Genomic DNA, 21,532 nt, shown 5'->3' with positions numbered 1-21,532 from the left:
TTATCCCTTAACGGCTCCCATGGTAATTCCCTGTGTAAAATATTTCTGGAAAATCAGAAATATTACAACGATAGGAATTGCTGCCAGGGCTGCACCAGCCATAATCAATCCATAGTTTGTGGAAAGCTCTGCCTGCATGGTTGCAACACCAAGGGGGATTGTCAAATTCTTTCTGGAAGACAGCATAACTAACTGCATAAAATAATCATTCCATGTATTAATGAAGGTAAATATCGCCAGCGCTGCAAATCCCGGTTTTACAATTGGAAACGCAATGCTGCTAAAAGTACGAAGTTCGTTACACCCGTCAATTTTTGCTGATTCCAGTAACTCTGTGGGAATATTTTCACTAAACTGCTTCATCAGGAATACACCGAAGGGCCATCCAATCAGCGGAAGAATAACGGCAGCCATGGTGTCATGAATTCCCATCCAGCTGATCATATTTACCAGAGGAACCAGAATAACCTGCTTAGGAAGTGCCATTGCACCTATAAAAACCGTAAATAAAATCTTCTGTCCATAGAAACGTTTTTTAGCCAAAACATATCCGGCAAGTGCAGAGGTCAGGCAGACAGCCAGCATGGTAATAAGCGCAATCAAAACACTGTTTAACAGCCATCTTGCCGCCGGATTTTGCACAAGTAAACGCTGGAACTGCTCAATTGTAGGATTGGTCGGCCACCACTGGGGCGGAATCTTAACTGCGTCTCCCTGGGACTTGAATGCCCCTGTCATAATCCAGTAAAAAGGAAAAACAAAGATGACGGTCAATATGCTTAGAACGACAGTTGATACTATTGTAAATGGTGTAGATTTTTTCTTCATCTTTTTGTCCTCCCTCCTAATATTCTACATCGCTGCCCAGGAATTTAAACTGAAGCAGGCTGATAATACCGATAACTACCGTTAAAAATACACCCATTGCGTTTGCATATCCATACTCGGACAGCTTAAATGCTTTTTCATACAGATAATACATAATGGTTGTGGTAGCGAAGTTTGGCCCGCCGGAAGTTAATAACTGGATAAGCGAGAAGCACTGGAAAGAGTTAATCGTTGTGATTACTACTATGTATAGTGTTGTTGGAAGAAGACTTGGCCATTTAATTTTCCAGAACACCTGGAACTTGTTAGCGCCGTCAACCTCAGCTGCTTCCACCAATGATTTGTCAATATTACCCATTGCAGCAATATATAAAATAATTGGCTGTCCAACCGCAGTTGTCAACAAGATGATAATGATTGCCGCAAGGGCATATTTTTTATCTCCCAGCCACATAATATTCTGACTTATCACATGACCAGCCTTTAAGGTGTAATTTAAAATACCGGAAAGCGGATCATATATCCATCTCCAGACAACCGTTACGGCAACCGTACCAGTTACAACCGGAAGGAAAAATACACATCTGAAAAATGATCTTGCAAATGCCTTTCTCTCGTAAGTCTGTGAAGAAACAAATAATGCAAAAGCTACAACAATCGGAACGGATCCGATTACAATGATAAGTGTGTTGACCAGTGATTTCTGGAATGTTGTATCCTGAAACATTGTGATATAGTTATTTAATCCGATAAAAGTAAATTCCTTCATTGTATAACGAAAGAAACTGGTAAATACCCCCATTATCATAGGTATTAATACAAATATAATAAAAAATAATAATGCCGGAGCCAGAAAACAATAAGATACTATTGTTTCTCTCATTCTTAGCTTATTTACTTTTTTCATGTTTATACCTCCTGCATATCGCAGGCCTGTCTGCGATACTGCCTTAATAAGTAGTGTGAAAGCGATTTTCTTTCACACTTAACACCATAAATAGCGCAAGCCTGCTTGTGCTATTCCCAAATCAATAGTGTGAAAGTGCTTTTCTTTCACACTTGACACCATGAATAGCGCAAGCCTGCCTGTGCTATTCCCAAATCAGTAGTGTGAAAGCGATTTTCTTTCACACTTTCCTTCAAATCCCATAAGTGTATATAGAAATAACTGTCTTTACAGACAAAGCGCTGCAATGTTGACTGCTAAAATCCCATTGCAGCGTCCCTGCTGATTTTTATTTTGCTGTTGTTGCAGCATTTGTAATAGATGCATCAGCCTGCTGCACAAATTCATCTGCAGCTGCCTGAGGATCTTTATCTCCGTTCATTACTGCCTGAAGCATTGGGAACCATAAAGTTCTCATTTCAGCAAATCCATCGATGGTGTTGTAATATGGTGAATAATATTTTGTCCAGCCTGCCAGAGTTGTCATTCTTTCATTATTATACAAATCTCCAAAGGACTGGCGAACCGGGAAAGAACCTGTTCTGATTACATTTTTTGGTCCCCATTCACTGTCATCACAAACAAATTGGATAAATTTCTTAGAAGCTTCAACCTTTGCATCATCACCGTTATTGAATACGCAGAAACCATTTACCAGATACTCTAATGCAGGAACTCCATCATCTGATGGGAATGGAGCCTCAATATACTCAACCTTACTGGATTCTAATAACTCTTTCTGTGTTTCCGGCTGTGCTGGAGACCATAACAGAGTAAAAGAAGTCTGTCCATTTGCAAAGTTCTGAATATCATCACCGCCGTTGTAAGCGGAGCCATTCATTAATGTGCCGTCATCAACTGCTTTTTTGATATATTCAAGAGCTTTTACACCATTTGCATCGTTAATTGTATATTTTGTAATAGCATCATCTGTGATCGCGCTGCTGTAGAGGTTTGAAACAAATGCACGGGTACCCTGATCGCCGCCCTGGCCGCTGCAGAATACTGATCCCGGATTATATCCTTTATCATGCAATGCAGTAATAACGGTAGTGAAATCATCGGTTGTCCAGCCATCTTTGATTAAATCAGCAACCCCTGCATCTTCTGCCATCTGTTTGTTAAATGCCATATAGAAAGGTGCGGAGCTGATTGGATACATGTAAGCTGTGTCGCCGGCTTTACATGCCTGAAGCAGCTGGTCATTTCCAACATCTTTTACGAAATCATCGGTAAACATATCATTTAATTCTGCAAGCTTGCCGCTCTTACCATAATCGATGATACGTCCCGGAGCATCAAATAACACATCACAGATTGTACCGCCTTCAATTGCTGTAACAATCTTTTCCGGTCCTGATGTAAAATCAATTGTCTCTAATTTAACTTTGATATCCGGATTCGCTGTCTCAAAAGCATCGATGATTTTCTGTTCGTAAGATCCAAATGCATCACCTGCATTTTCCTGTGTAAATGTAGGGAATGCCCACCAGGTAATCTCTGTTGTACCGCCGGCGGAAGCTTCTTTTGTTTCCGCATCTGCCGCTGCCTGTGTCTCATCTGTCTTTGTCTCAGTCGATGCCGCTTCTGATTTTGCTTCTGTAGCCGCATCTGTCTTTGCTTCCGTCTTAGGTTCCGTTGTTCCTGAACTGGTTGATCCTCCTCCGCAAGCTGCAAGTGAAAGTGCCATAGTACAAGCCAGTAAAAGTGCTATTGCTTTCCTTTTCATATCTTTCTTTTCCTCCTTAAATAGATTGGTTTTAGTTTATGATAATTAACGGCCTTGTTAATTATTTCTGGTTAATTGCTTCCACATACCGCTTCGTAATATCCATCGGCCTTGTGATTGCTGTTCCAACAACTGCTGCGAATGCTCCGGTCTCTAACGCCCTTTTTAATTCTTCCGGGCACCAGATTCCTCCCTCTGCGATAACAGGCTTTCCGCTCTCTCTTGCGAGTATTTCCATCATTTCATAATTTGGAAGCTGAGTTCCTTCCGTATATGGTGTATAACCGCTCATTGTTGTCCCTATGAAATCGAATCCGATTTCTGCCGCATGCATTCCTTCTTCGATGCTGGAGCAATCCGCCATAAATAACTGTTCCGGATACTTTAACCGAACCTCTTTGAAGAATTCATCCAGCGTCACCCCCTCCGGGCGCAGCCTTACGGTGGCATCTGCAGCAATGATCTCCACCCCGCATGCTACCAGCGCATCTACTTCTTGCATGGTTGGTGTTATGTAGATTTCACACCCTTCATAATCTTTTTTGATAATTCCTATAACGGGAAGATCCACCAGCTTCTTAATCTCTGTAATGTCTTCCACTGTGTTTGCCCGGATTCCGGATGCACCTCCCAGCATAGCCGCATATGCCATGCGAGACATGATATATGAACTATACAGAGGTTCTTCCTTTAATGCCTGACAGGATACGATTAGCCTTCCATGGATCTGATCCATTATCTCCTTTTTGGTCATCCATATCCTCCTTTCCCTCTGCTCTCAAATGAGCAGATCTTAATTCTAAACTTTGTTGTTCTGTCTGATAAATAGACTATATCACATGCGGGTAAATTTTTCAATATCTTTTTTAGAAAAAAAATTTTTTCTTTTTTCATTGTTTTTTTTGTTCAACAATGATATAATCTCCATATAAAAGAAGTAACTGCTATCATAATTCAACAATATTCGACAAAGAAAGGGAAAATCATGTCAAAATACGATGTATCACGTTTCAAAAATGTAACTGTAGCTTTAAACACTCCTTTTACAGCTTCCGGAGATATTGATCTGGATGCTGCTAAAAAACTGACCCGCTACTATATTAATAAGGGTGTAAAGAGCCTGTACGTATGCGGCAGCACCGGTGAGGGCTTTCTGTTAGACAGCGGCGAAAGAAAAAAAGTCGTGGAAGCCGTAACCCAGGAAGCCGGAGATGAGATGACCATTATTGTTCATGTTGGCTGTGCAGATACCCGGCATTCCGCAGAGCTTGCACAACATGCTGAACAGGCAGGAGCTGCCGGAACTTCAGCCGTACCAAGTGTCTATTACCATGTGAGTGAAGAAAGTGTCTACCGCCATTGGACCGCAATTACAGAAGCTGCTGACCTTCCTTTCTTTATTTATAACATTCCTCAGCTAACCGGATTTAACCTCTCTATGGGTTTATTCCACCGTATGCTTGAAAACGAACGGGTTGCCGGTGTAAAATGTTCCTCTGACCCCTGTCACGACATTTTAAGGTTCAAACAGGCTGGCGGTGAGGACTTTATTGTGTTTAACGGACCGGATGAGCAGTTTTTAGCCGGAAGACTGATGGGTGCCGATGCTGCTATCGGTGGAACCTATGGCGCTATGCCGGAATTATATTTAAAATTAGATGAACTCATCCGCCGCGGCGATATTGCTGCTGCCCAGAAGCTGCAGGTCATAGTAACCATGTTCATTTACCGCCTGTGCTCCTTCCCCTCCATGTATGGAGCTTGTAAAACAATTATCCGTATGGATGGTGTGAACATAGGTGACCCACGCCTGCCATTCCTTCCGGTAGACGAAAAGGATCCTGAGATCAGAAAGCTGTATGAAGATATCCGCGCAGCCGTAGAAGAAACAAAGGGCTGGTAATATTCTCATTACAGGGTTTCAGCAGCAGACTCCCCGGTCATTTGCAGTGACGCATTAAAAAGAGCCATATACATTGAAGTAAAACTTCTCTGCATTATGGCTCTTTTGTCCCGATTATTCTCTTGTAACAGGGAACACCCCATGCTACACTAGAGCGAACAGTTTCATCTTATATTTGGGTTTAGCTAAGAAAGGGACGCTTTGTAAATGGTGGGTAGTGTACGGAAAGAGCCATAAGCCATTTATTAGCAAAATAAAAGTAACTCATTAACCAATAGACAGAGAATGGATGAGCCAGCATTTATAAAGAAGAATCTTCGGAAAGGATGTTAAGAATTATCCTTCTGTCTGTTCAAAAAAAGAATAATTCTGTAAGCTGTTTTCCTTGCTTACAAATTTAAAGAGGAGGTTATATAGTGAAAAAACATATTGTATGCTTCGGAGATTCCAACACACATGGTTATTGTACCGAGACAAACGGACGCTTTTCCGAAGATGAGCGATGGACCTGCCTTTTGGGCAGATATCTTGGCGATGATTATCTGATTTGTGAAGAAGGACTGAGCGGAAGAACAACGGTCTTCGAAGATCCTCTGTTTGAGGGATTGAACGGTTTAACATCAATTTTTCAAAGTCTCATGACCCACGAGCCTGTGGATCTTCTGATTCTGATGCTGGGAACAAATGATACCAAGGAACGTTTCAGCTCAAACGCAGAAAATATCGCAAAAGGCATGGAGCGCCTTACGAAAAAAGCCCTCTCCGTTACCGATGCCTGGAAGAATAGGCCTAATATATTAATCATTGCACCCGCCTATATTGAACCTGGTTATGAAACTACGTTTATTGCTGACGAAATGGGAAAAGGCTGTGTAGAAAAGTCCAGAGCCCTGGCTTCCTACTATGAGGATATTGCCAAACGGCTTGACGTATATTTTCTGGATGCAGCAACCATACCGGGAATCCGTATGCATCCGAAGGACCATATGCATCTGGATCAGAACAGCCATATGCTTCTGGCTAAAAATCTTGCTTCCATGATCCCGGACCTGCTGTAGAAATTTTGGACATTAAAAAGCCCTGCTTCACGACTGCAGGGCTAAAAAGGAAGGAGTTATGAAAAAGTTTATATAACAATTCTTTGTTTGTTATGCTTATATCATAACTTCTAAATGTGTACTTTCAATGATGAACTATTGAACGTTCTATGAAAACTCTGAAAACATTTTATTCATATTTTATTCATAATGTGACATTATATTACCTTTACTGTAAGTTGGACACTTTTCTTATTGTAAGTCCGTACGGTTATATAAGTAACACCTTTTTTTCTTGATTTTACCTTTCCTCTGCTGTCTACCGTTGCCACCGCTTTGCGAGAAGATATATATGTAATCCGATTGCTTTGGGAATTAGACGATATGATCGGTTTAATCTGATAAGTTTTCCCTTTTCTCAGTTTTACGGACTTTCTTCTTAATTTTACCTTTGCCGGTGCTTTTTTTACTTCAACAACACATGTGTCTGTCTTACCGCTGCCGGTAGTTACCGTAATCGTTGCTCTACCGGGCTTCTTTGCCGTAATTTTACCGGAAGAGTTCACCGTTGCCACTCTTTTATTGGATGTGGTATACCTTTTGGAATCCGTACATCTGCTGGGTTTTACAGAAGTCTTCAGCGAATAGGTTTCTTTTGCACCCAGAGTTATCTTAGAAGTGTTCAGGCTGATCCGCTCCGCTTCCATGAAAGAATAGTTCAGATCACAGTAACCTTTATCTGTATTAGCTCCCGGTACCTTTCCTTTGTCTGTATACTGCCACATATCATAGGACCCGGAAAAAGATGGCTTTTTAATCCCATAGCTTCCTACCCATATTCTGATTCCCGAAAGTTTGGACCAGTCAAATTCATTTGTTAAACGATAGTCGGAGGAATAGATCATAGGCGTGTAACCTGCCTTTTTAATTTTATCACAAAATGCCTTTGCGATCGCAGTGGTATTCTTTTTCCCCTTTTTGAACGTACCGCTTTGTTCAATATCATAGACTACCGGATACTCCAGCTTCCTTCCTTTTAAAATCTTCAGACAGTACTCTGCTTCTCTTTTCGCTCCCGCCACAGTAGTGGTACAGCAAAAATGATAAACACCGCGCTTAATTCCTGCATTTCCCGCTCCATAGTAGTTGGCTTCAAACTGATCATCCAGATCCTCTTCATAAGTTCCTGTCTGGGCGCCGTCCCCGGTCTTCAGCATGGCGAACGAATATCCCTGCTGCTTCACACTTTCCCAGTTAATTGTCCCATTATACCACGATACATCGATTCCTTTGATATTGGAGACCGCTGCCTCTGCAGTGAAAGGCAGCATAAGTGCCATCGCTGACACAAACAGAAATTTCATAAGATATCTCTGCACTTTTTTCATAAAGATCCTCCTGTCACAACTGCATGTCCAGTCCATGTGCGTGTTAGAAAATTCATTCCGGCCATCTGCATGCCCCGGTTTGCGGTATATTAGCACCCGTCTCTCATACACATCGAAATATTACAGTTGTAGGTTTTTATTGTTATGGATATAATAACGCGTATTTACCTTTCTGTCTATAGTGAATTTTTACAAAACTCAGCAGAACTCACCGGGGGGCATCCCTGTAACCCGTTTGAAAATATAATAAAATCTTTGCGGGTTATTAAATCCCAATCAGTCCCGTTCAGCTCTTACATCTCCTGCTGCGAAATCGTTTGCTGACCGAAGACTTCACGATGTAGAATCTGATGGTTAGAACAGTGTAAAAAGCCCCAGTAAAAATAAAGGCATAAATAAAAACACCGTATCTTCATTATTTTCTTGAAAGATACAGTGCTTCTTCTATGGTGCTGTTATTTTACGATATCAATTTACCGATATTACTTTTCAGGAACTTCACATTTTTTCTCTCCGATACACTCTGCCATCTGGCGAACCGCCCGGTACACGATTTTTTTCACATCTGTAATGCTTTTCTGATCATGTATCAGATAGATCGGATCATCTTCTGTCTGGAAAAGCTCATTAAGACACATTCCCATAGGATACAGGCTCTTAATACAAACAACAATCAATTCGGTACAAATCTTTTTATTTATGGACAGCGAATTTTTCTTCTGTTCCGAAAACTCCTCATAAATCATATCCAGTACTTTCTCCGCTTCGTCTGCATCCCCGGCTTTCAAAGCATTCAGAAGCTGTCGCTCCCTTTTTATCGGTGAATGGTATTCCTCATCCTCAAACATCAGGTTGCTGATGGATACAATATTGTGATTTTCTTCTAAGGTTGTAAAAACCAAAGCATTCTTTGCCTGATTTGCACAACCATATACGCTTTCGAGACCTTTTTGTATTTCACTGATACCGATGGTACAAGATAAATGAAATTCCTCCTCCATCCGGTCCGAAACCATCTTTGTTACCTTTTTCATATTTTCGTTCAATATAATATACAACAGATTATCTGCAAGGTAGCTGATCACCAGCATGATTTCACCTGGCAGATAATTCACCGTAGCTGCTTCGAAATGATATTTCCGAAAACACTCCTCAATCATACTTACGATGGAATCTGAAACAACTTCCTGATCCTCTGCCCGTATTAATATTACCTGGTATTTCGTTCGCTCTCCGTGCCCCGTTAGTCTGCGGTAATCCTGAATTACTTCATCCTGGACAGGGATCTGCATAATCAGCTGCTGGAAAAGTCTGATAATCAACATATCCTGATCCTGATGAGGCTCCTGGCGCATTTCCTTTACCCATTCTATACGCCGTTTACTCTCTTCTATACGGCAGGATACCCTTTTTACCGCTTCCAATATCTGCTCCTCTGTTACAGGCTTTGGCAGGTATTCCTTCACTCCATAACGTATTGCCTCCTGAGCATTTTCAAATTCATTATATCCGCTTAAAACAATAAACTTGGTGTCTATTCCCATACCAACCGCTTTTTCCATCATTTCCAGGCCGTCCATAATGGGCATGTCTATGCTGGTAATCACGATATCCGGTATTTCTTTTTGGATGATATCCAGGCCTTGTTTTCCATTTTCTGCTGTGCCTACAATATTGACGCCACACTGCTCCCAGGGAAATGACTTCTCAAGCCATTCAAGAACAGATTGTTCATCATCTATCAAAGCCATTTTAATCATTTTTTATACTCCTATCTCATAACAACTAACAATTTACCTCATCCATAATACCAAAGATGACATAAAAATGCAAAAACATTCTTTCAATCCACCCAAAAATTAAGCTTATCTTCACTAAATGAAATCTTGCATCCTCTTTGTTCAAAAAAGGCATCCAATACATGATACAAATCCTCGTACTTTATTTCACTACCATCATTTCCAACGGGTTCTATCCAGAACGACTGCTTGCCGCAGGCATCCCTTATATGTAGTTGAAATGCCAGTTCCTTTTCTCTCAGCATTTGGTTACAGTCAATGATATCCTGAAAAGATATTATTTTCATGTTCGCACCTCTTATCTATTGTCTCTCATCTCTTGTCTCTTATCTTTTGTCTCTTATCTTTTGTCTCTTATCTTTTGTATCTTATCTCTTGTCCTTATCTGTTATTTCCTATCTGTTATTTCCTATCTGTTAATTCCTATCTGTTATCCCTGATCTGTTATACTTCTTTTACCGCCGCCAGTTGGAATTCACACCAATTTGACAAAGCGCAATCCCCACACATAGGTTTTCTGGCTTTACAAACCGCTCGCCCATGCCGGATGAGCTGAATGTTTATGCGTATCCAATGATCCTCAGGAAGCACCTCCTGTAATTCCAATTCCACTTTCAAAGGATCAGAATGGTGCGCCCATCCCAGTTTGTTAGATATCCGGTTAACATGGGTATCTACCGTAATCTCGGGAACTCCATATGCGTCTGACATAAAAAGATTGGCTGTCTTTCTTCCGACTCCCGCCAGTTTCATTAAATCCTCTCGGTTGTCCGGAACCTGACCATTGTACTCAGCTACCAGCTGCTGACAGCATTTTTTCATATTTTTTGCCTTACTGTGGTAGAGTCCGATGGTTTTAATCATGCCTTCCAGTTCCTCAATGTCAGCTTCCGCCATCTCTTCTACCTTCTGATATTTGTCATAAAGTGCAGGAAGTACCAGATCTACCTGGGCATCCGTACTCTGAGCGCTCATCATAATCGCCAAAAGCAGCTGCCAGGGCTCCCTGTGGAGAAATCCATCTTTATCCACTCCATACAGCTCATCCAGTTTATCTAATATTTTCTTTACCTGTAATTTTTTCATCATAATCCCATCAACGCTTCTCTATATACATTTTCGACCTTTTCTTTGGTTGGTACACCTTCATGAACCTTTTTATCCCCCACATAAAAAGTGGGTACATACCAGTAATCAAGAGAATCTGCAAGCTCTGTTTCTACCGATTCATCTGCGATTCGTACCTCTGCCTTACCATACTCCGGATGTTCCATTTTCAGTTCCTCCATAAGTGCCAGTGCCTTATGGCAATGCGGGCAGTCTTTTAAAATCATCATCAATACTTTCTGCATGGCAGTCTCCTTTTCATCTGTTTTCTTTCACTATACCATAAAGCGACTTTTTTCGCCATCATCACTTGATGAAAAAGTCTTCCAAAGTTTCATTTTCCATTATTTCATTACTTTAAACTAATAACGCAAAAAAGTACTTGACTTTTACATGGTATGGCGCTATTCTTTTTTTAGATAAGAAAATGTTTAGATTCTATGAAAAGAAAAAGTAGATTGTTTTCTGTTCCCAGAGAGTCAGCGTCTGGTGTGAGCTGATGTTCAGAATTCAAATGAAAATCATCTTGGAGAATTACAGCCCAAAGCCTGTGCAAGTAAGCTGTACCGGTTAGTCCCCGTTATCGGAGAACGTATAATATGTACGTTATGAGAGCTGTCTGTATCTTACAGATGGAATATGGGTGGTATCGCGGAATTGACTTCGTCCCTTTTTTATACGGGAGGAAGTTTTTTTATTGTCCTGAAACTCTTTCTTATCACATAACCAATAACAGGGAGGAAACATTTATGAACGTATTAAAAAAAACAAGCAAATTTCTATCAAAAAACACATCATTATTTATAATCGCAGTTGCAGTAGTCACATTTTTTGTACCGCAGCTCTTTACCTGGGTCCGGGGCACTAACCAGACGATTATTATCGGAATCATAATGTTTGGTATGGGTCTTACCCTGACTGCAAATGATTTTAAAATTCTGGCAAAACGCCCACAGGATATATTTATTGGCGCACTTGCCCAATACACTGTCATGCCCCTGTTGGCTTTTGGCGTTGGAAAACTGTTACGTCTTCCGGATGGAATTGCGATCGGCCTTATTCTGGTCGGATGCTGCCCCGGAGGTGTTTCTTCTAATATTATGTCATTTCTCTGCCACGGTGACGTTCCTTATTCCGTTGGCATGACCACCGCCTCCACCTTACTTTCACCTATTTTAACTCCAATCCTGGTTCTTCTGTTAGCCGGACAGGAAATTAATGTGGATGCTATTGGTATGTTTCAGTCCATCTGCCAGTCCGTATTAATACCGGTTGCACTGGGATTTGCCCTGAACTATTTCTTCGGGAAGAAAAAAGCATTTAAAGACGCTCAGGAGCTGATGCCCGGTGTATCCGTCACCGGACTTGCCTTTGTCGTGGGCGGTGTTGTATCTCTTCAGGGATCTAACTTCTTCCAGTCAGGAATTGTCATCTTTATAGCCGTATTGCTGCATAACAGTATTGGTTATCTTCTTGGATACAGCGTTGGACGCCTATTTAAAATGCCGGTGGCTAAAAAGCGGACTATTTCCATAGAAGTAGGTATGCAAAATGCCGGTCTTGCCACGAACCTGGCAACCCTTCATTTCGCAGCACTTCCTCAGGCTGCTTTAATCAGCGCTGTATCCTGCGTATGGCACTCCATTTCCGGTACGATACTCGCAGGATTTTTCGCAAAACTGGATGAAAAAAAGGGAATTCCAAGTAACACAGTAGCAGAAGATGGCGAGGCAGAGAGTATTGCATAGAATAATAATTTTTTGGAGGTACTTATGAAACAGGTTGAAATCGTAACTGCAATTATAATGAAAGATCACAAAATCCTTACTACCCGCAGGGGGTACGGGCAGTTTATAAATCTTTGGGAATTTCCCGGCGGGAAAATTGAATCCGGAGAAACCAACGAGGAAGCTCTCTTCCGGGAACTTCAGGAAGAACTAGCCGTCGAAATAATCCCTGAAAAGCTGTTTATGTCAACGGAATACGACTATCCTGATTTCCACCTGACCATGCACTGCTACGTTTGCAGTATAAAAAAAGGCACCATTACGCTGCTGGAGCATAATGGTGCAAAATGGCTGGACAAAGATCATCTGGATACAGTGGAATGGCTGCCGGCTAATAAACCTGTTATTGATGGACTGAGGGTAATGCTTACTCTTTAATGGTTTTATACCTGTCAAATAAGGGTCTGTAAATGTAATAAGTTTCAAAATTACATTTACAGACCCTTATTTTAGAGTGAGCGCCTGCATCCGCATTTGCTCCGGCATACCTTTGCAACTTCTTATATAATGGGTGGTGGTAATTTGGAAATGCTGCGGTTGCTCCTTGGACATTACGACTATAATGTAACCCGTAATTATCTACACCTTGCTAACCAGTATATGATCCTAAATGCTGATATCTATAAATTAGACTCTGTATTTTTCAAAACTACCTATTAAAACAAAATGTATCCCACTTTTTCCAGCCGGCTTCACCTGGCTGCGAAAAAAACGGGATACATTTTTTATATTTCTTAGAGTCCTAGATTCTACTATATTCGACATTAAACCAACAAAAAACACCAGCCCCAAGGCCCATACGTCCAAAAAGCTAGTGTTTCATGCGCCTTCAGGGGCTCGAACCCTGGACACCCTGATTAAGAGTCAGGTGCTCTACCAGCTGAGCTAAAAGCGCTTGTCTTTATTTTGTTTGTGTTAAGGTAATTCCTCAACGCAAGGGATATTATATTATATAATTTCGAGAATTGCAAGTATTTTTTTATAAAAATATAAGAAATATTTTTTTGTATTCCCTTGATTGATTTTCACAAACCATTTATAATGGATATAGACTAGGGAAAAATACGCGTAAAGCGACATTTTTTTATAGAAATTATTAAGGGAATTTGAGGTGCACAGGTATATATGGACAATGAAAAGTCAACAAAGCATGAAGCTTCACAAGAATACAACAAGCATACACTATTAAGAAGGAAGCACAGAAAGAAAACCGATGATATTGCTGCTTCATCCGATCAGGAAGATTCTGGTTTGGATAATTTTATAGCTGATGGATCACAGAAAAATGACAGTGATAATCAGGATGAGTCAGAAATGAAAAATAGTACCTCAAGTAAAAATGAAAATAATTATAACCTTCCACATGAACCTTATGATCCGGAATATCCAAACAGAAAGTTTCATGCCAGCAACCGCTATTTTACCATATGTGTTTATGCTATAGCCGTTATTTTCTTTGGTGCCATTATCGTCAAGATTTTTGTTTCGCTGGATGGTACATTAAAATTTTTAAAGGATGTCACAAACATTCTGATGCCATTTTTCATTGGTGCATTAATCGCATTCATATTGAATCCGGCAGTGAAAAAGGTATATGAGTTTTATCACAGAATTTGCAGAATCAACAATAAGTCCGTATGCCTGGGGTTATCCATTGCTACTACATACATTCTGCTTCTGGGACTGATTATTGTCACACTGCTTTTTGTAGTACCGCAGATCGTAGAAAGTATTACAGAATTGGTAAATTACGTTCCTACAACGGTGGATAACGTCTACCACTTCTTTGATAACCTGGAGGAACATTTCCCAAATCTGGACGTGGAAGTAATCCGAAAAGCAATTAATGATGCCATACCGAACTTTATAACCTATTTAAAAGATTTTGCCACAAACCTTGTTCCGGCACTATATACCGTATCCGTTTCAATTTTACAATGGATTTTAAATGTAGTAATTGCCATTATCGTATCGATTTATATGCTTTCTGACAAGAAACCGCTGCTGAACTCCATAAAAGGAATTATTTATGCATTTGTTCCGGTAAAGCATATCAGTTCTACTATTGATACGTTAAAAACCTGCAACCAGCTGTTCAGCAGTTTTATTATCGGAAAAGCGATTGACTCCCTGATTATCGGGCTGCTCTGCTTTGTAATTATGAGCCTTTGCCAACTTCCATATGCTGTTCTGATCAGTGCCATCGTAGGCGTAACAAACATGATCCCTTATTTCGGTCCATTTATCGGTGCGGTACCAGGAGTTTTAATCATGTTATTGGTCAGCCCGATTAAAGCCCTGATCTTTGCAATACTGATATTGGTACTGCAGCAGTTTGACGGTTTAATCCTGGGACCCAAGATTCTTGGAGATTCAACCGGTTTGAAGCCGCTGTGGATTATATTCGCCATTACCATAGGCGGAAGTATTGCCGGTGTTCTGGGTATGTTCCTGGGCGTTCCTGTCATAGCCGTTTTAAGATATCTTCTGAACCGTTTTCTACAGTACCGGCTTGAAAAAAGGAATTTTAAGGACAGTCATAATTTTAATATTGAATAGAAAAAGGGTAATCCGCCAAATGGCAGATTACCCTTTCTTCTTATCTTCACCTTTTAATTTTTTGTTCACTTCATCAACGGATTTCTTAAGTGCCAGAAGCTGGCGGTCCATTGTTGTTTTATCATTGAAGAACATTCCCACTTTTTGTTTCAGGCTTTTATTCTTTATCATGCTTTCACATCCATAACAAGCATTTACTATAGTATATTCTTACTCTTTAATCCTGTGCAGGATCATTTTTCTCTCTGCACACAATCATTTTATGAATTGGATTGCCAAGGGCCGAGAATTTTTCTTCATATTCTGTCATTACATTCCCCTCTGACAAAACCCCATCGTGATGAAGATCGAAAGTACATGCTTTGAGGATCCATCCCGCAGGTTCTACTTCTTCTAAGGCAAAATCAAAGAGTCCTCTGTTGTCCGTCTTAAATTCAACGGTCCCGTCCGGCACCAGAATCTTGTCATAACGGCTCAAAAACTCTCTGGAGGGGAGTCTCCTTTTAGCATGCCGGTCCTTAGGCCACGGGTCAGAAAAATTCAAATAGATGCGTTCCACTTCATTTTCTGCAAAGATTTCAGGCAGTTCTCTGGCATCAATACACAGGAAAAATAAATTCTGAAGTTCAGTCATAGTTTCTCTTTTTTCCAACGCCCGGAGAAGAACACTGGAATACCTTTCGATTCCCACATAATTTATTTCAGGATGATCGAATGCCATCTGGGTTATAAATCTGCCTTTCCCCATTCCAACTTCTATATGAATCGGGTGATCGTTGCCAAATGCTTGTTTCCATGCGCCTCTCACCGTTTTAGCATCTTGGATTACATAACTGCTCTCTGCTATAATTTCATCTGCTCTTGGAATATTTCTCAATCTCATAATTTCTCTGCATGAAATTCATGCTTCTCCTTACTTTATTATTTTTTTCTGATGTTTTTAAAATTGTCTTTTGTAAACATTTCACAGTTGTCAAGCCTTCTAAGAAGCACTTTTACTGTATAGCCAAGAATGATTGTAACACAAAACTTAATAATATACAAAAAATAAATTATATTTTTTTTAATTTTGGTAAATTTATTATAGATTTTTTTTGAAAATGGTGTATGATTATATAATGAATATTGAATAGATAGGAGGGCATGAATTATGGATATGGTTGTGAACCGATTATCTGAAATCGAGGCAGCATCTGTCAGGATTATCGATGAAGCAAACGCTCAGAAAAAAGAACTGGACGATGAGCTACATGACGAATTACAAAAATATGATGCCGAAGTAGATGCAGATACCGAACAAAAGCTCAAGCAGCTGCAAGCAGATCTTCAAAAGGAAATGGAAAAAGACCTTGCCAAGCTAAAAACTGAGACTCAGCGTTTGGTAACGAATCTGGAAGCTGATTATAATGTAAACCACAAAAAATTAGCTGCCGGGGTATTAAAAAAACTAGTAGAGGGGTAATCATATGGGAAACCTGTTAGCTTACAGCGGGACCACCACCAAAATACGTGCAATCAGAAGCCGTCTGTTTACAGAGGAAAATTACCGTGAACTGGCTTCTATGGCAACTGTCACCGATGCCCTTAGCTTTATAAAGAAGCATCCCGGTTATCACGATTTGTTTGCGCACGCGGATGAAGCGTCTCTGCATCGTAACGACATTGAAAAAATACTGCAGAATGCCGTATATGTGGATTTCCAGAAAATCTACCGGTTTGCCACCGTGTATCAGCGTAAGTTCCTGGATATGTACTTCAAGCGATATGAAGTCGCTATATTGAAGAGTTGTCTGAGAATGGTGTTTGACCGCCGTGACATGGAACTGGATTTAACGATTTTCAAAGATTTCTTCGAAAAGCACTCTGACATTGACATCACCAAATTATCAAATTGTACCACATTGGAAGAGCTGGTTTCAAATTTAAAAGGAAGCATGTTCTATGATTGTCTGAACAGGCTGTCCAATGTTTCAAATCCAACTCTTTGGGATTATGGCATGGCATTGGATTTGTTCTATTTTAAGAAGTTCTGGAAAGAAAAAGACAAACTTCTGAAAAAAGATGCATTGAAAAGTGTAACTGCCGCCTATGGCACCAAGATGGACTTACTTAATATAGAATGGATTTTCCGTTCTAAGAAATATTATAATATGTCAGGTCCTCAGATCTATGCATTACTGATCCCTGTTCAGTATAAACTGAAAAAGGCAGATATCCATGATCTTGTCGAAGCACCCACAATGGATGAATTCGATACAGCCCTTAAGAAGACTTATTATGGAAAGCATTATGAAGGCTATGGCGTAAGAACAATTGAACCGATGTACAACAAAATACGTATGAAAGTTCAGAGGGGAAACGCTGAAAAAGATCCATATTCAGTAGCAACCATCATCTCCTATCTCTATGAGAAAGAGCATGAAATTGACAAACTTACAACCGCTTTAGAGTGTGTCCGTTACGGTATTGATCCAAACGAGACACTAGACTATATTCTTTAAAAGCAGAGGAGGTGTAACTTGTGATTGTCAAAATGAAATTTTTGAGTATTACGGGACCCAAGGCTGATATCGACCGTGTGGTAAACGAATACTTGTCCAAATACGAAATTCATTTGGAGAACGCCTTATCTGATTTAAAAACGGTTGAACATTTAAGGCCATTTATGGAAATCAATCCATATCGTGAATGGCTCATAAAAGCAAATGAATATGCTGAGCTTGTGAAAGATCCGCATTTTACGACTACCAAACATATCACCCTTGAAAAAGCATTGGATGTTGTGAATGAACTGGATACCAAAATTGGCGATATCCGCACGAAACGAAATGAACTGGATGCCAAAAGGGAGTCCTTAAGAGCTTCCATTCAGAAAATCGAGCCATTCTTAGAATTTCAATATAACATACATGCCGTATTGGAATTCAAATTTATTAAGTACCGATTTGGTAAAATTGCCCATGACTACTATACGAAATTAGAAAGATATGTCTACGACGATTTTGATACGGTATTTTACAAATGCCATACGGATGAAGATTACGTATGGGGCGTCTACTTTGTACCTGCCGCCCAGGCATCCAAAATAGATGCGGTTTACTCTTCCATGCATTTCGAACGTATTTATCTTCCTGATGATTATGCCGGAACGCCAAAAGAGGCATATGATGACCTTAAGGCAGATATTGATAATTACAGTAAAGAAATTGCGAAATGCAATGAAGAAATTACCCGGGCCCTTACAGAGCACAAAGAACTGCTGCTTCTGGCTCAGGCTAAGTTACAGGCACTGTCCACAAACTTTGATGTCCGCAAGCTTGCAGCCTGCACCAAGGAATCAAAACAGATATTCTATATTTTATGCGGATGGATGTCGGAAGAAGATGCAAGATCCTTCCAGCAGGATATCTCAGAGGATGAAAATCTATACTGTATTGTAGAGGATGACAATAACAATATTGTTAATTCTCCTCCCACCAAATTAAAGAATCCTAAGTTGTTCCGGCCATTTGAAATGTTCGTCCGAATGTATGGGCTGCCGGCTTACAACGAAATTGACCCTACGATATTCGTAGGCCTTACCTATGCCTTTATCTTTGGCGCCATGTTCGGCGATGTAGGTCAGGGATTATTACTTTTGATCGGTGGATTTTTATTGTACCGATTTAAAAAACTGGATCTGGCAGCGATCATCAGCTGTGCCGGATTTTTTTCCACGGTATTCGGGTTCCTGTTTGGAAGTTTATTCGGATTTGAAGATGTTCTAGAGCCCATATGGCTCCGTCCGGTAAACCATATGTCAACGATACCATTTATCGGCAATTTAAATACCGTATTTATCGTAGCAATTGCATTTGGTATGTTCCTGATTATTGTAACAATGATCTTTCATATTATTAATGGTATTAAAGCAAAAGATGCTGAAAACACCTGGTTTGATACAAACGGTCTTGCAGGACTGGTATTCTACGGTGCAATCGTTGCAGTGATCGTGCTTTTCATGACAGGAAACACCTTACCGGCAGGTATCGTATTAGTCGTTATGTTTGTCATTCCGCTAATTCTGATTGCTTTAAAAGAGCCTCTCTCCAAACTGGTTGAGAAAAAGACTGACTTTTTGCCAAAAGAAAAAGGTATGTTTATTGTTCAGACCATATTTGAAATGTTTGAAGTGCTTTTAAGCTACTTCTCAAATACACTTTCCTTCGTCCGTATCGGCGCATTTGCAGTCAGCCACGGAGCTATGATGGAAGTTGTACTTATGCTTGCCGGTGCAGAAAACGGCGGATCGCCGAACTGGCTGGTTATCATACTCGGTAACCTGATCGTATGTGGTATGGAAGGTTTGATCGTAGGTATCCAGGTACTGCGTCTTGAATATTATGAAATGTTCAGCCGTTTCTACAAAGGTACCGGACGTGAATTCAAACCATTTTCAAAAAAAGATAAGGCCGCCTAAGATAAGACGCCAAACAAATCTAAATCAAAAATTGCCAAAGGCACTTTTTTGAATATAAAAACATTTTTTTATTTAGGAGGATAATATAATGACAACATTAACATCAATCGTATTAGTAATTGCATTGGTTCTTAGCATCATCGTACCTTTCGGAGCATTTTTAATCGGCGAGAGAAATAAAGGAAGGTATAAAACTTCTTTAGGTATCAATTGCTTCTTCTTCTTTGGAACTATGGTTCTCGGTGCTATTATAGCATTTGGCGGCGACGGATCTACAGCAATGGCTGCAGAAGCTACCGGTGAAGCTATTCCCGGATTATCCGCAGGTCTTGGTTATCTTGCTGCTGCATTAGTTACCGGATTATCCTGTATCGGTGGTGGTATTGCCGTTGCTAGTGCTGCTAGTGCTGCCCTTGGTGCAATCAGTGAAGACCAGAGTATTCTTGGTAAATCACTTATCTTCGTAGGTCTTGCAGAAGGTGTCTGCCTCTATGGTCTGATCATCTCCTTCATGATCTTAGGTAAATTATAATTCTATGAAGATGTATTTAATCAGTGATAATGTAGATACTTATACCGGTATGAGACTAGCAGGAGTGGAAGGATGCGTTGTTCATGAGAAACCCGAAGTAAGGGAAGCCCTGGAACGCACGGTTGCCAATAAAGAAATTGGCATCATCCTGCTTACAGAGAAATTCGGCCGGGAATTCCCGGAAATTATTGACGATGTAAAGCTAAACCGAAGACTTCCACTTATCATTGAAATACCGGATAGGCATGGTACGGGACGTAAGCCGGACTTTATCACTTCTTACGTAAATGAAGCCATTGGAATAAAATTGTAAAGAGGGTGAAGATTTTGACAACCGAAGAAAAGTTAAAACATTTCGAAGAATCTTCCTTAGAAAATGCCAGAGAACAGGCAACTCAGATTATATCAGAACATAAAACTGCTCTTGAAAAAATCAAAACTGAGCATGTGACTGCTAAAAAACGGCAGGCTGCCCTTCAGATAAAAACTGAGACAGAAAGCTTAAAACGAGCAAACAATATGGCTCTTTCAAAGGAACAGCTTCAAATAAAACGAGAAATAACCAAAAAGCATAATGAATTAAAAGAAAAGCTTTTTGTAGAAGTCAAGGCAATGCTGGAGGATTATATGTCTTCTCCTGCCTATGATAAATTATTAGTCAATCAGATTCATGAAATAAAAGAACTCGCTGGAGACGGAAGCGTTATCATTTATATTGACCCTGCCGACTCTTCCAAGCAATTAAGTCTGGGCGCCTCAACGAATGAGCAGGTTTCCTTATCTGAATATTCGTTTATGGGCGGTACAAGGGCAGTTCTTGCCGACCGGCATATATTAATTGATAATTCCTTTGCAACAAAATTAGAAGAGGCAAAGGCAGAATTTACATTTGACGGAGGTATGACCCATGACTAGAACAGGCATTATATATGGTATCAACGGACCTGTTGTCTATTTAAAAGGCAACACCGGCTTCAAAATGGCTGAGATGGTTTATGTTGGTAAGGAAAAATTAGTTGGTGAGGTCATCAGCTTAACAACCGATACCACTACCGTGCAGGTTTACGAAGAAACAACCGGTATGAAACCGGGTGAAGAAGTAATCGCTACCGGCGATGCTATCTCCGTAACGCTGGCACCTGGTATCTTAAATAATATTTTTGATGGTATTGAACGTCCTCTTAGTGAGATCGCTAAAAACTCGGGTAAATATATTAACCGTGGTGTAAGTGTTGATTCTCTGGATACTTCAAAACTGTGGGACGTACATATCACAGTAAAACCGGGCGACACCGTAAGCGGCGGTACCATTATCGCTGAAGTACCGGAAACTCCTGCTATCACACATAAATCAATGGTTCCTCCAAATATGAAGGGTACTATTTTAGAWTGTTGTGAAAGACGGACAATATACCATTACTGATCCAATCGTTACCATTCAGTTACCGGATGGTACGG

The 21,532-nt window shown here is 40.3% G+C and carries 23 protein-coding genes, 1 tRNA gene, 1 pseudogene and 1 other annotated feature; of the genes and pseudogenes, 13 read left to right on the top strand and 12 right to left on the bottom strand.

Annotated elements, in window-relative coordinates; all coding sequences use genetic code 11:
* From RHS_RS27150 to RHS_RS27135, 4 genes are all read right to left on the bottom strand, one after another.
* Positions 1-828: a carbohydrate ABC transporter permease gene (locus RHS_RS27150; protein WP_027295644.1), complete on the bottom strand. Its 828-nt coding sequence runs from the start codon at positions 826-828 to the stop codon at positions 1-3.
* 16 nt (positions 829-844) lie between these two features.
* The gene (locus RHS_RS27145) at positions 845-1,735 is read right to left on the bottom strand and encodes a carbohydrate ABC transporter permease (RefSeq protein ID WP_027295643.1); all 891 of its coding nucleotides are present in this window, start codon (positions 1,733-1,735) and stop codon (positions 845-847) included.
* 328 nt (positions 1,736-2,063) lie between these two features.
* The gene (locus RHS_RS27140) at positions 2,064-3,503 is read right to left on the bottom strand and encodes an ABC transporter substrate-binding protein (RefSeq protein WP_044297686.1); all 1,440 of its coding nucleotides are present in this window, start codon (positions 3,501-3,503) and stop codon (positions 2,064-2,066) included.
* Positions 3,504-3,564: 61 nt separating this feature from the next.
* Positions 3,565-4,257 carry an N-acetylmannosamine-6-phosphate 2-epimerase gene (locus tag RHS_RS27135; RefSeq protein WP_027295641.1) on the bottom strand — a complete coding sequence of 231 codons (693 nt, stop codon included), beginning with the start codon at positions 4,255-4,257 and terminating at the stop codon, positions 3,565-3,567.
* Positions 4,258-4,488: 231 nt separating this feature from the next.
* Here RHS_RS27135 and RHS_RS27130 point away from each other — a divergent pair, with 231 nt between their 5' ends.
* Positions 4,489-5,406 (top strand): dihydrodipicolinate synthase family protein, encoded by a 918-nt coding sequence (locus RHS_RS27130; protein ID WP_027295640.1) that lies wholly within the window; start codon positions 4,489-4,491, stop codon positions 5,404-5,406.
* A gap of 416 nt (positions 5,407-5,822) precedes the next feature.
* The gene (locus tag RHS_RS27125) at positions 5,823-6,464 is read left to right on the top strand and encodes a GDSL-type esterase/lipase family protein (protein ID WP_047834931.1); all 642 of its coding nucleotides are present in this window, start codon (positions 5,823-5,825) and stop codon (positions 6,462-6,464) included.
* A gap of 197 nt (positions 6,465-6,661) precedes the next feature.
* Here the strand turns inward: RHS_RS27125 and RHS_RS32135 are convergent, their stop codons facing one another.
* The 5 genes from RHS_RS32135 to RHS_RS27100 form a co-directional block, all read right to left on the bottom strand.
* On the bottom strand, positions 6,662-7,831 hold the full coding sequence (locus RHS_RS32135) for a GH25 family lysozyme (RefSeq protein ID WP_052431089.1): 1,170 nt from the start codon (positions 7,829-7,831) through the stop codon (positions 6,662-6,664).
* A gap of 482 nt (positions 7,832-8,313) precedes the next feature.
* Entirely contained in the window at positions 8,314-9,591 is a 1,278-nt protein-coding gene (locus RHS_RS27115) for a response regulator (RefSeq protein WP_027295638.1), read from the bottom strand.
* Positions 9,592-9,674: 83 nt separating this feature from the next.
* On the bottom strand, positions 9,675-9,917 hold the full coding sequence (locus tag RHS_RS27110) for a hypothetical protein (protein ID WP_044297687.1): 243 nt from the start codon (positions 9,915-9,917) through the stop codon (positions 9,675-9,677).
* A 157-nt stretch (positions 9,918-10,074) separates the two neighbouring features.
* On the bottom strand, positions 10,075-10,719 hold the full coding sequence (gene nth / locus RHS_RS27105; RefSeq protein WP_330373911.1) for an endonuclease III: 645 nt from the start codon (positions 10,717-10,719) through the stop codon (positions 10,075-10,077).
* Positions 10,716-10,982: a thioredoxin family protein gene (locus RHS_RS27100; protein WP_027295635.1), complete on the bottom strand. Its 267-nt coding sequence runs from the start codon at positions 10,980-10,982 to the stop codon at positions 10,716-10,718. The genes nth and RHS_RS27100 overlap by 4 nt, the downstream gene beginning before the upstream one ends.
* Positions 10,983-11,168: 186 nt before the next feature.
* Positions 11,169-11,411, top strand: a binding site (T-box leader).
* A gap of 75 nt (positions 11,412-11,486) precedes the next feature.
* On the opposite strand from RHS_RS27100, the gene RHS_RS27095 reads away from it, so the two are divergent.
* The 3 genes from RHS_RS27095 (at position 11,487) to RHS_RS32130 (ending at position 13,184) form a co-directional block, all read left to right on the top strand.
* On the top strand, positions 11,487-12,485 hold the full coding sequence (locus RHS_RS27095; RefSeq protein ID WP_047834930.1) for a bile acid:sodium symporter family protein: 999 nt from the start codon (positions 11,487-11,489) through the stop codon (positions 12,483-12,485).
* A gap of 24 nt (positions 12,486-12,509) precedes the next feature.
* Positions 12,510-12,902, top strand: coding sequence for a (deoxy)nucleoside triphosphate pyrophosphohydrolase (locus tag RHS_RS27090; protein ID WP_047834929.1), 393 nt, complete (start codon positions 12,510-12,512; stop codon positions 12,900-12,902).
* Between the two features lie 84 nt (positions 12,903-12,986).
* Entirely contained in the window at positions 12,987-13,184 is a 198-nt protein-coding gene (locus tag RHS_RS32130; RefSeq protein WP_081999077.1) for a tyrosine-type recombinase/integrase, read from the top strand.
* A gap of 162 nt (positions 13,185-13,346) precedes the next feature.
* Here the strand turns inward: RHS_RS32130 and RHS_RS27085 are convergent.
* Positions 13,347-13,419: transfer RNA gene (locus RHS_RS27085), tRNA-Lys, on the bottom strand.
* Between the two features lie 230 nt (positions 13,420-13,649).
* Between RHS_RS27085 and RHS_RS27080 the strand changes: the two genes are divergently transcribed.
* Positions 13,650-15,083 carry an AI-2E family transporter gene (locus tag RHS_RS27080; protein WP_395023593.1) on the top strand — a complete coding sequence of 478 codons (1,434 nt, stop codon included), beginning with the start codon at positions 13,650-13,652 and terminating at the stop codon, positions 15,081-15,083.
* Between the two features lie 27 nt (positions 15,084-15,110).
* Here the strand turns inward: RHS_RS27080 and RHS_RS32125 are convergent, their stop codons facing one another.
* Together RHS_RS32125 and trmB are read right to left on the bottom strand one after the other, a co-directional pair.
* Positions 15,111-15,254 carry a hypothetical protein gene (locus tag RHS_RS32125; protein ID WP_156043000.1) on the bottom strand — a complete coding sequence of 48 codons (144 nt, stop codon included), beginning with the start codon at positions 15,252-15,254 and terminating at the stop codon, positions 15,111-15,113.
* A 46-nt stretch (positions 15,255-15,300) separates the two neighbouring features.
* Positions 15,301-15,966, bottom strand: coding sequence for a tRNA (guanosine(46)-N7)-methyltransferase TrmB (gene trmB, locus RHS_RS27075; protein WP_027295632.1), 666 nt, complete (start codon positions 15,964-15,966; stop codon positions 15,301-15,303).
* A gap of 267 nt (positions 15,967-16,233) precedes the next feature.
* Here trmB and RHS_RS27070 point away from each other — a divergent pair, with 267 nt between their 5' ends.
* From RHS_RS27070 to RHS_RS27040, 7 genes and pseudogenes are all read left to right on the top strand, one after another.
* Positions 16,234-16,545, top strand: a complete 312-nt coding sequence (locus RHS_RS27070; protein ID WP_027295631.1) for a hypothetical protein — start codon at positions 16,234-16,236, stop codon at positions 16,543-16,545.
* A 4-nt stretch (positions 16,546-16,549) separates the two neighbouring features.
* Complete coding sequence (locus RHS_RS27065) at positions 16,550-17,584, top strand: V-type ATPase subunit (protein ID WP_027295630.1); 1,035 nt, start codon at positions 16,550-16,552, stop codon at positions 17,582-17,584.
* Positions 17,585-17,604: 20 nt separating this feature from the next.
* Positions 17,605-19,542, top strand: coding sequence for a V-type ATP synthase subunit I (locus RHS_RS27060; protein ID WP_027295629.1), 1,938 nt, complete (start codon positions 17,605-17,607; stop codon positions 19,540-19,542).
* A gap of 88 nt (positions 19,543-19,630) precedes the next feature.
* Complete coding sequence (locus RHS_RS27055) at positions 19,631-20,074, top strand: ATP synthase subunit C (RefSeq protein ID WP_027295628.1); 444 nt, start codon at positions 19,631-19,633, stop codon at positions 20,072-20,074.
* A 4-nt stretch (positions 20,075-20,078) separates the two neighbouring features.
* Positions 20,079-20,387, top strand: a complete 309-nt coding sequence (locus RHS_RS27050) for a V-type ATP synthase subunit F (protein WP_027295627.1) — start codon at positions 20,079-20,081, stop codon at positions 20,385-20,387.
* A gap of 5 nt (positions 20,388-20,392) precedes the next feature.
* Positions 20,393-20,989, top strand: a complete 597-nt coding sequence (locus RHS_RS27045; protein ID WP_052377932.1) for a V-type ATP synthase subunit E — start codon at positions 20,393-20,395, stop codon at positions 20,987-20,989.
* A pseudogene (locus RHS_RS27040) lies at positions 20,982-21,532 on the top strand (V-type ATP synthase subunit A); the annotation flags it as partial. The gene RHS_RS27045 and the pseudogene RHS_RS27040, both read left to right, overlap by 8 nt.

The organism is Robinsoniella sp. RHS, assembly GCF_001029355.1.
Taxonomy (GTDB): domain Bacteria; phylum Bacillota; class Clostridia; order Lachnospirales; family Lachnospiraceae; genus Robinsoniella; species Robinsoniella peoriensis.
Note: the sequence above shows the minus strand (reverse complement) of the source record. Positions and strands in the feature narration are given on the sequence as shown.

Coding starts and splice junctions, on each gene's coding strand:
- RHS_RS32125 (WP_156043000.1), bottom strand. CDS start 15,254: ATGATAAAGAATAAAAGCCTGAAACAAAAAGTGGGAATGTTCTTCAAT.
- trmB (WP_027295632.1), bottom strand. CDS start 15,966: ATGAGATTGAGAAATATTCCAAGAGCAGATGAAATTATAGCAGAGAGC.
- RHS_RS27050 (WP_027295627.1), top strand. CDS start 20,079: ATGAAGATGTATTTAATCAGTGATAATGTAGATACTTATACCGGTATG.
- RHS_RS27070 (WP_027295631.1), top strand. CDS start 16,234: ATGGATATGGTTGTGAACCGATTATCTGAAATCGAGGCAGCATCTGTC.
- RHS_RS27055 (WP_027295628.1), top strand. CDS start 19,631: ATGACAACATTAACATCAATCGTATTAGTAATTGCATTGGTTCTTAGC.
- nth (WP_330373911.1), bottom strand. CDS start 10,719: ATGATGAAAAAATTACAGGTAAAGAAAATATTAGATAAACTGGATGAG.
- RHS_RS32135 (WP_052431089.1), bottom strand. CDS start 7,831: ATGAAAAAAGTGCAGAGATATCTTATGAAATTTCTGTTTGTGTCAGCG.
- RHS_RS27080 (WP_395023593.1), top strand. CDS start 13,650: ATGGACAATGAAAAGTCAACAAAGCATGAAGCTTCACAAGAATACAAC.
- RHS_RS27130 (WP_027295640.1), top strand. CDS start 4,489: ATGTCAAAATACGATGTATCACGTTTCAAAAATGTAACTGTAGCTTTA.
- RHS_RS27100 (WP_027295635.1), bottom strand. CDS start 10,982: ATGCAGAAAGTATTGATGATGATTTTAAAAGACTGCCCGCATTGCCAT.
- RHS_RS27135 (WP_027295641.1), bottom strand. CDS start 4,257: ATGACCAAAAAGGAGATAATGGATCAGATCCATGGAAGGCTAATCGTA.
- RHS_RS27110 (WP_044297687.1), bottom strand. CDS start 9,917: ATGAAAATAATATCTTTTCAGGATATCATTGACTGTAACCAAATGCTG.
- RHS_RS27115 (WP_027295638.1), bottom strand. CDS start 9,591: ATGATTAAAATGGCTTTGATAGATGATGAACAATCTGTTCTTGAATGG.
- RHS_RS27095 (WP_047834930.1), top strand. CDS start 11,487: ATGAACGTATTAAAAAAAACAAGCAAATTTCTATCAAAAAACACATCA.
- RHS_RS27140 (WP_044297686.1), bottom strand. CDS start 3,503: ATGAAAAGGAAAGCAATAGCACTTTTACTGGCTTGTACTATGGCACTT.
- RHS_RS27065 (WP_027295630.1), top strand. CDS start 16,550: ATGGGAAACCTGTTAGCTTACAGCGGGACCACCACCAAAATACGTGCA.
- RHS_RS27145 (WP_027295643.1), bottom strand. CDS start 1,735: ATGAAAAAAGTAAATAAGCTAAGAATGAGAGAAACAATAGTATCTTAT.
- RHS_RS27150 (WP_027295644.1), bottom strand. CDS start 828: ATGAAGAAAAAATCTACACCATTTACAATAGTATCAACTGTCGTTCTA.
- RHS_RS27090 (WP_047834929.1), top strand. CDS start 12,510: ATGAAACAGGTTGAAATCGTAACTGCAATTATAATGAAAGATCACAAA.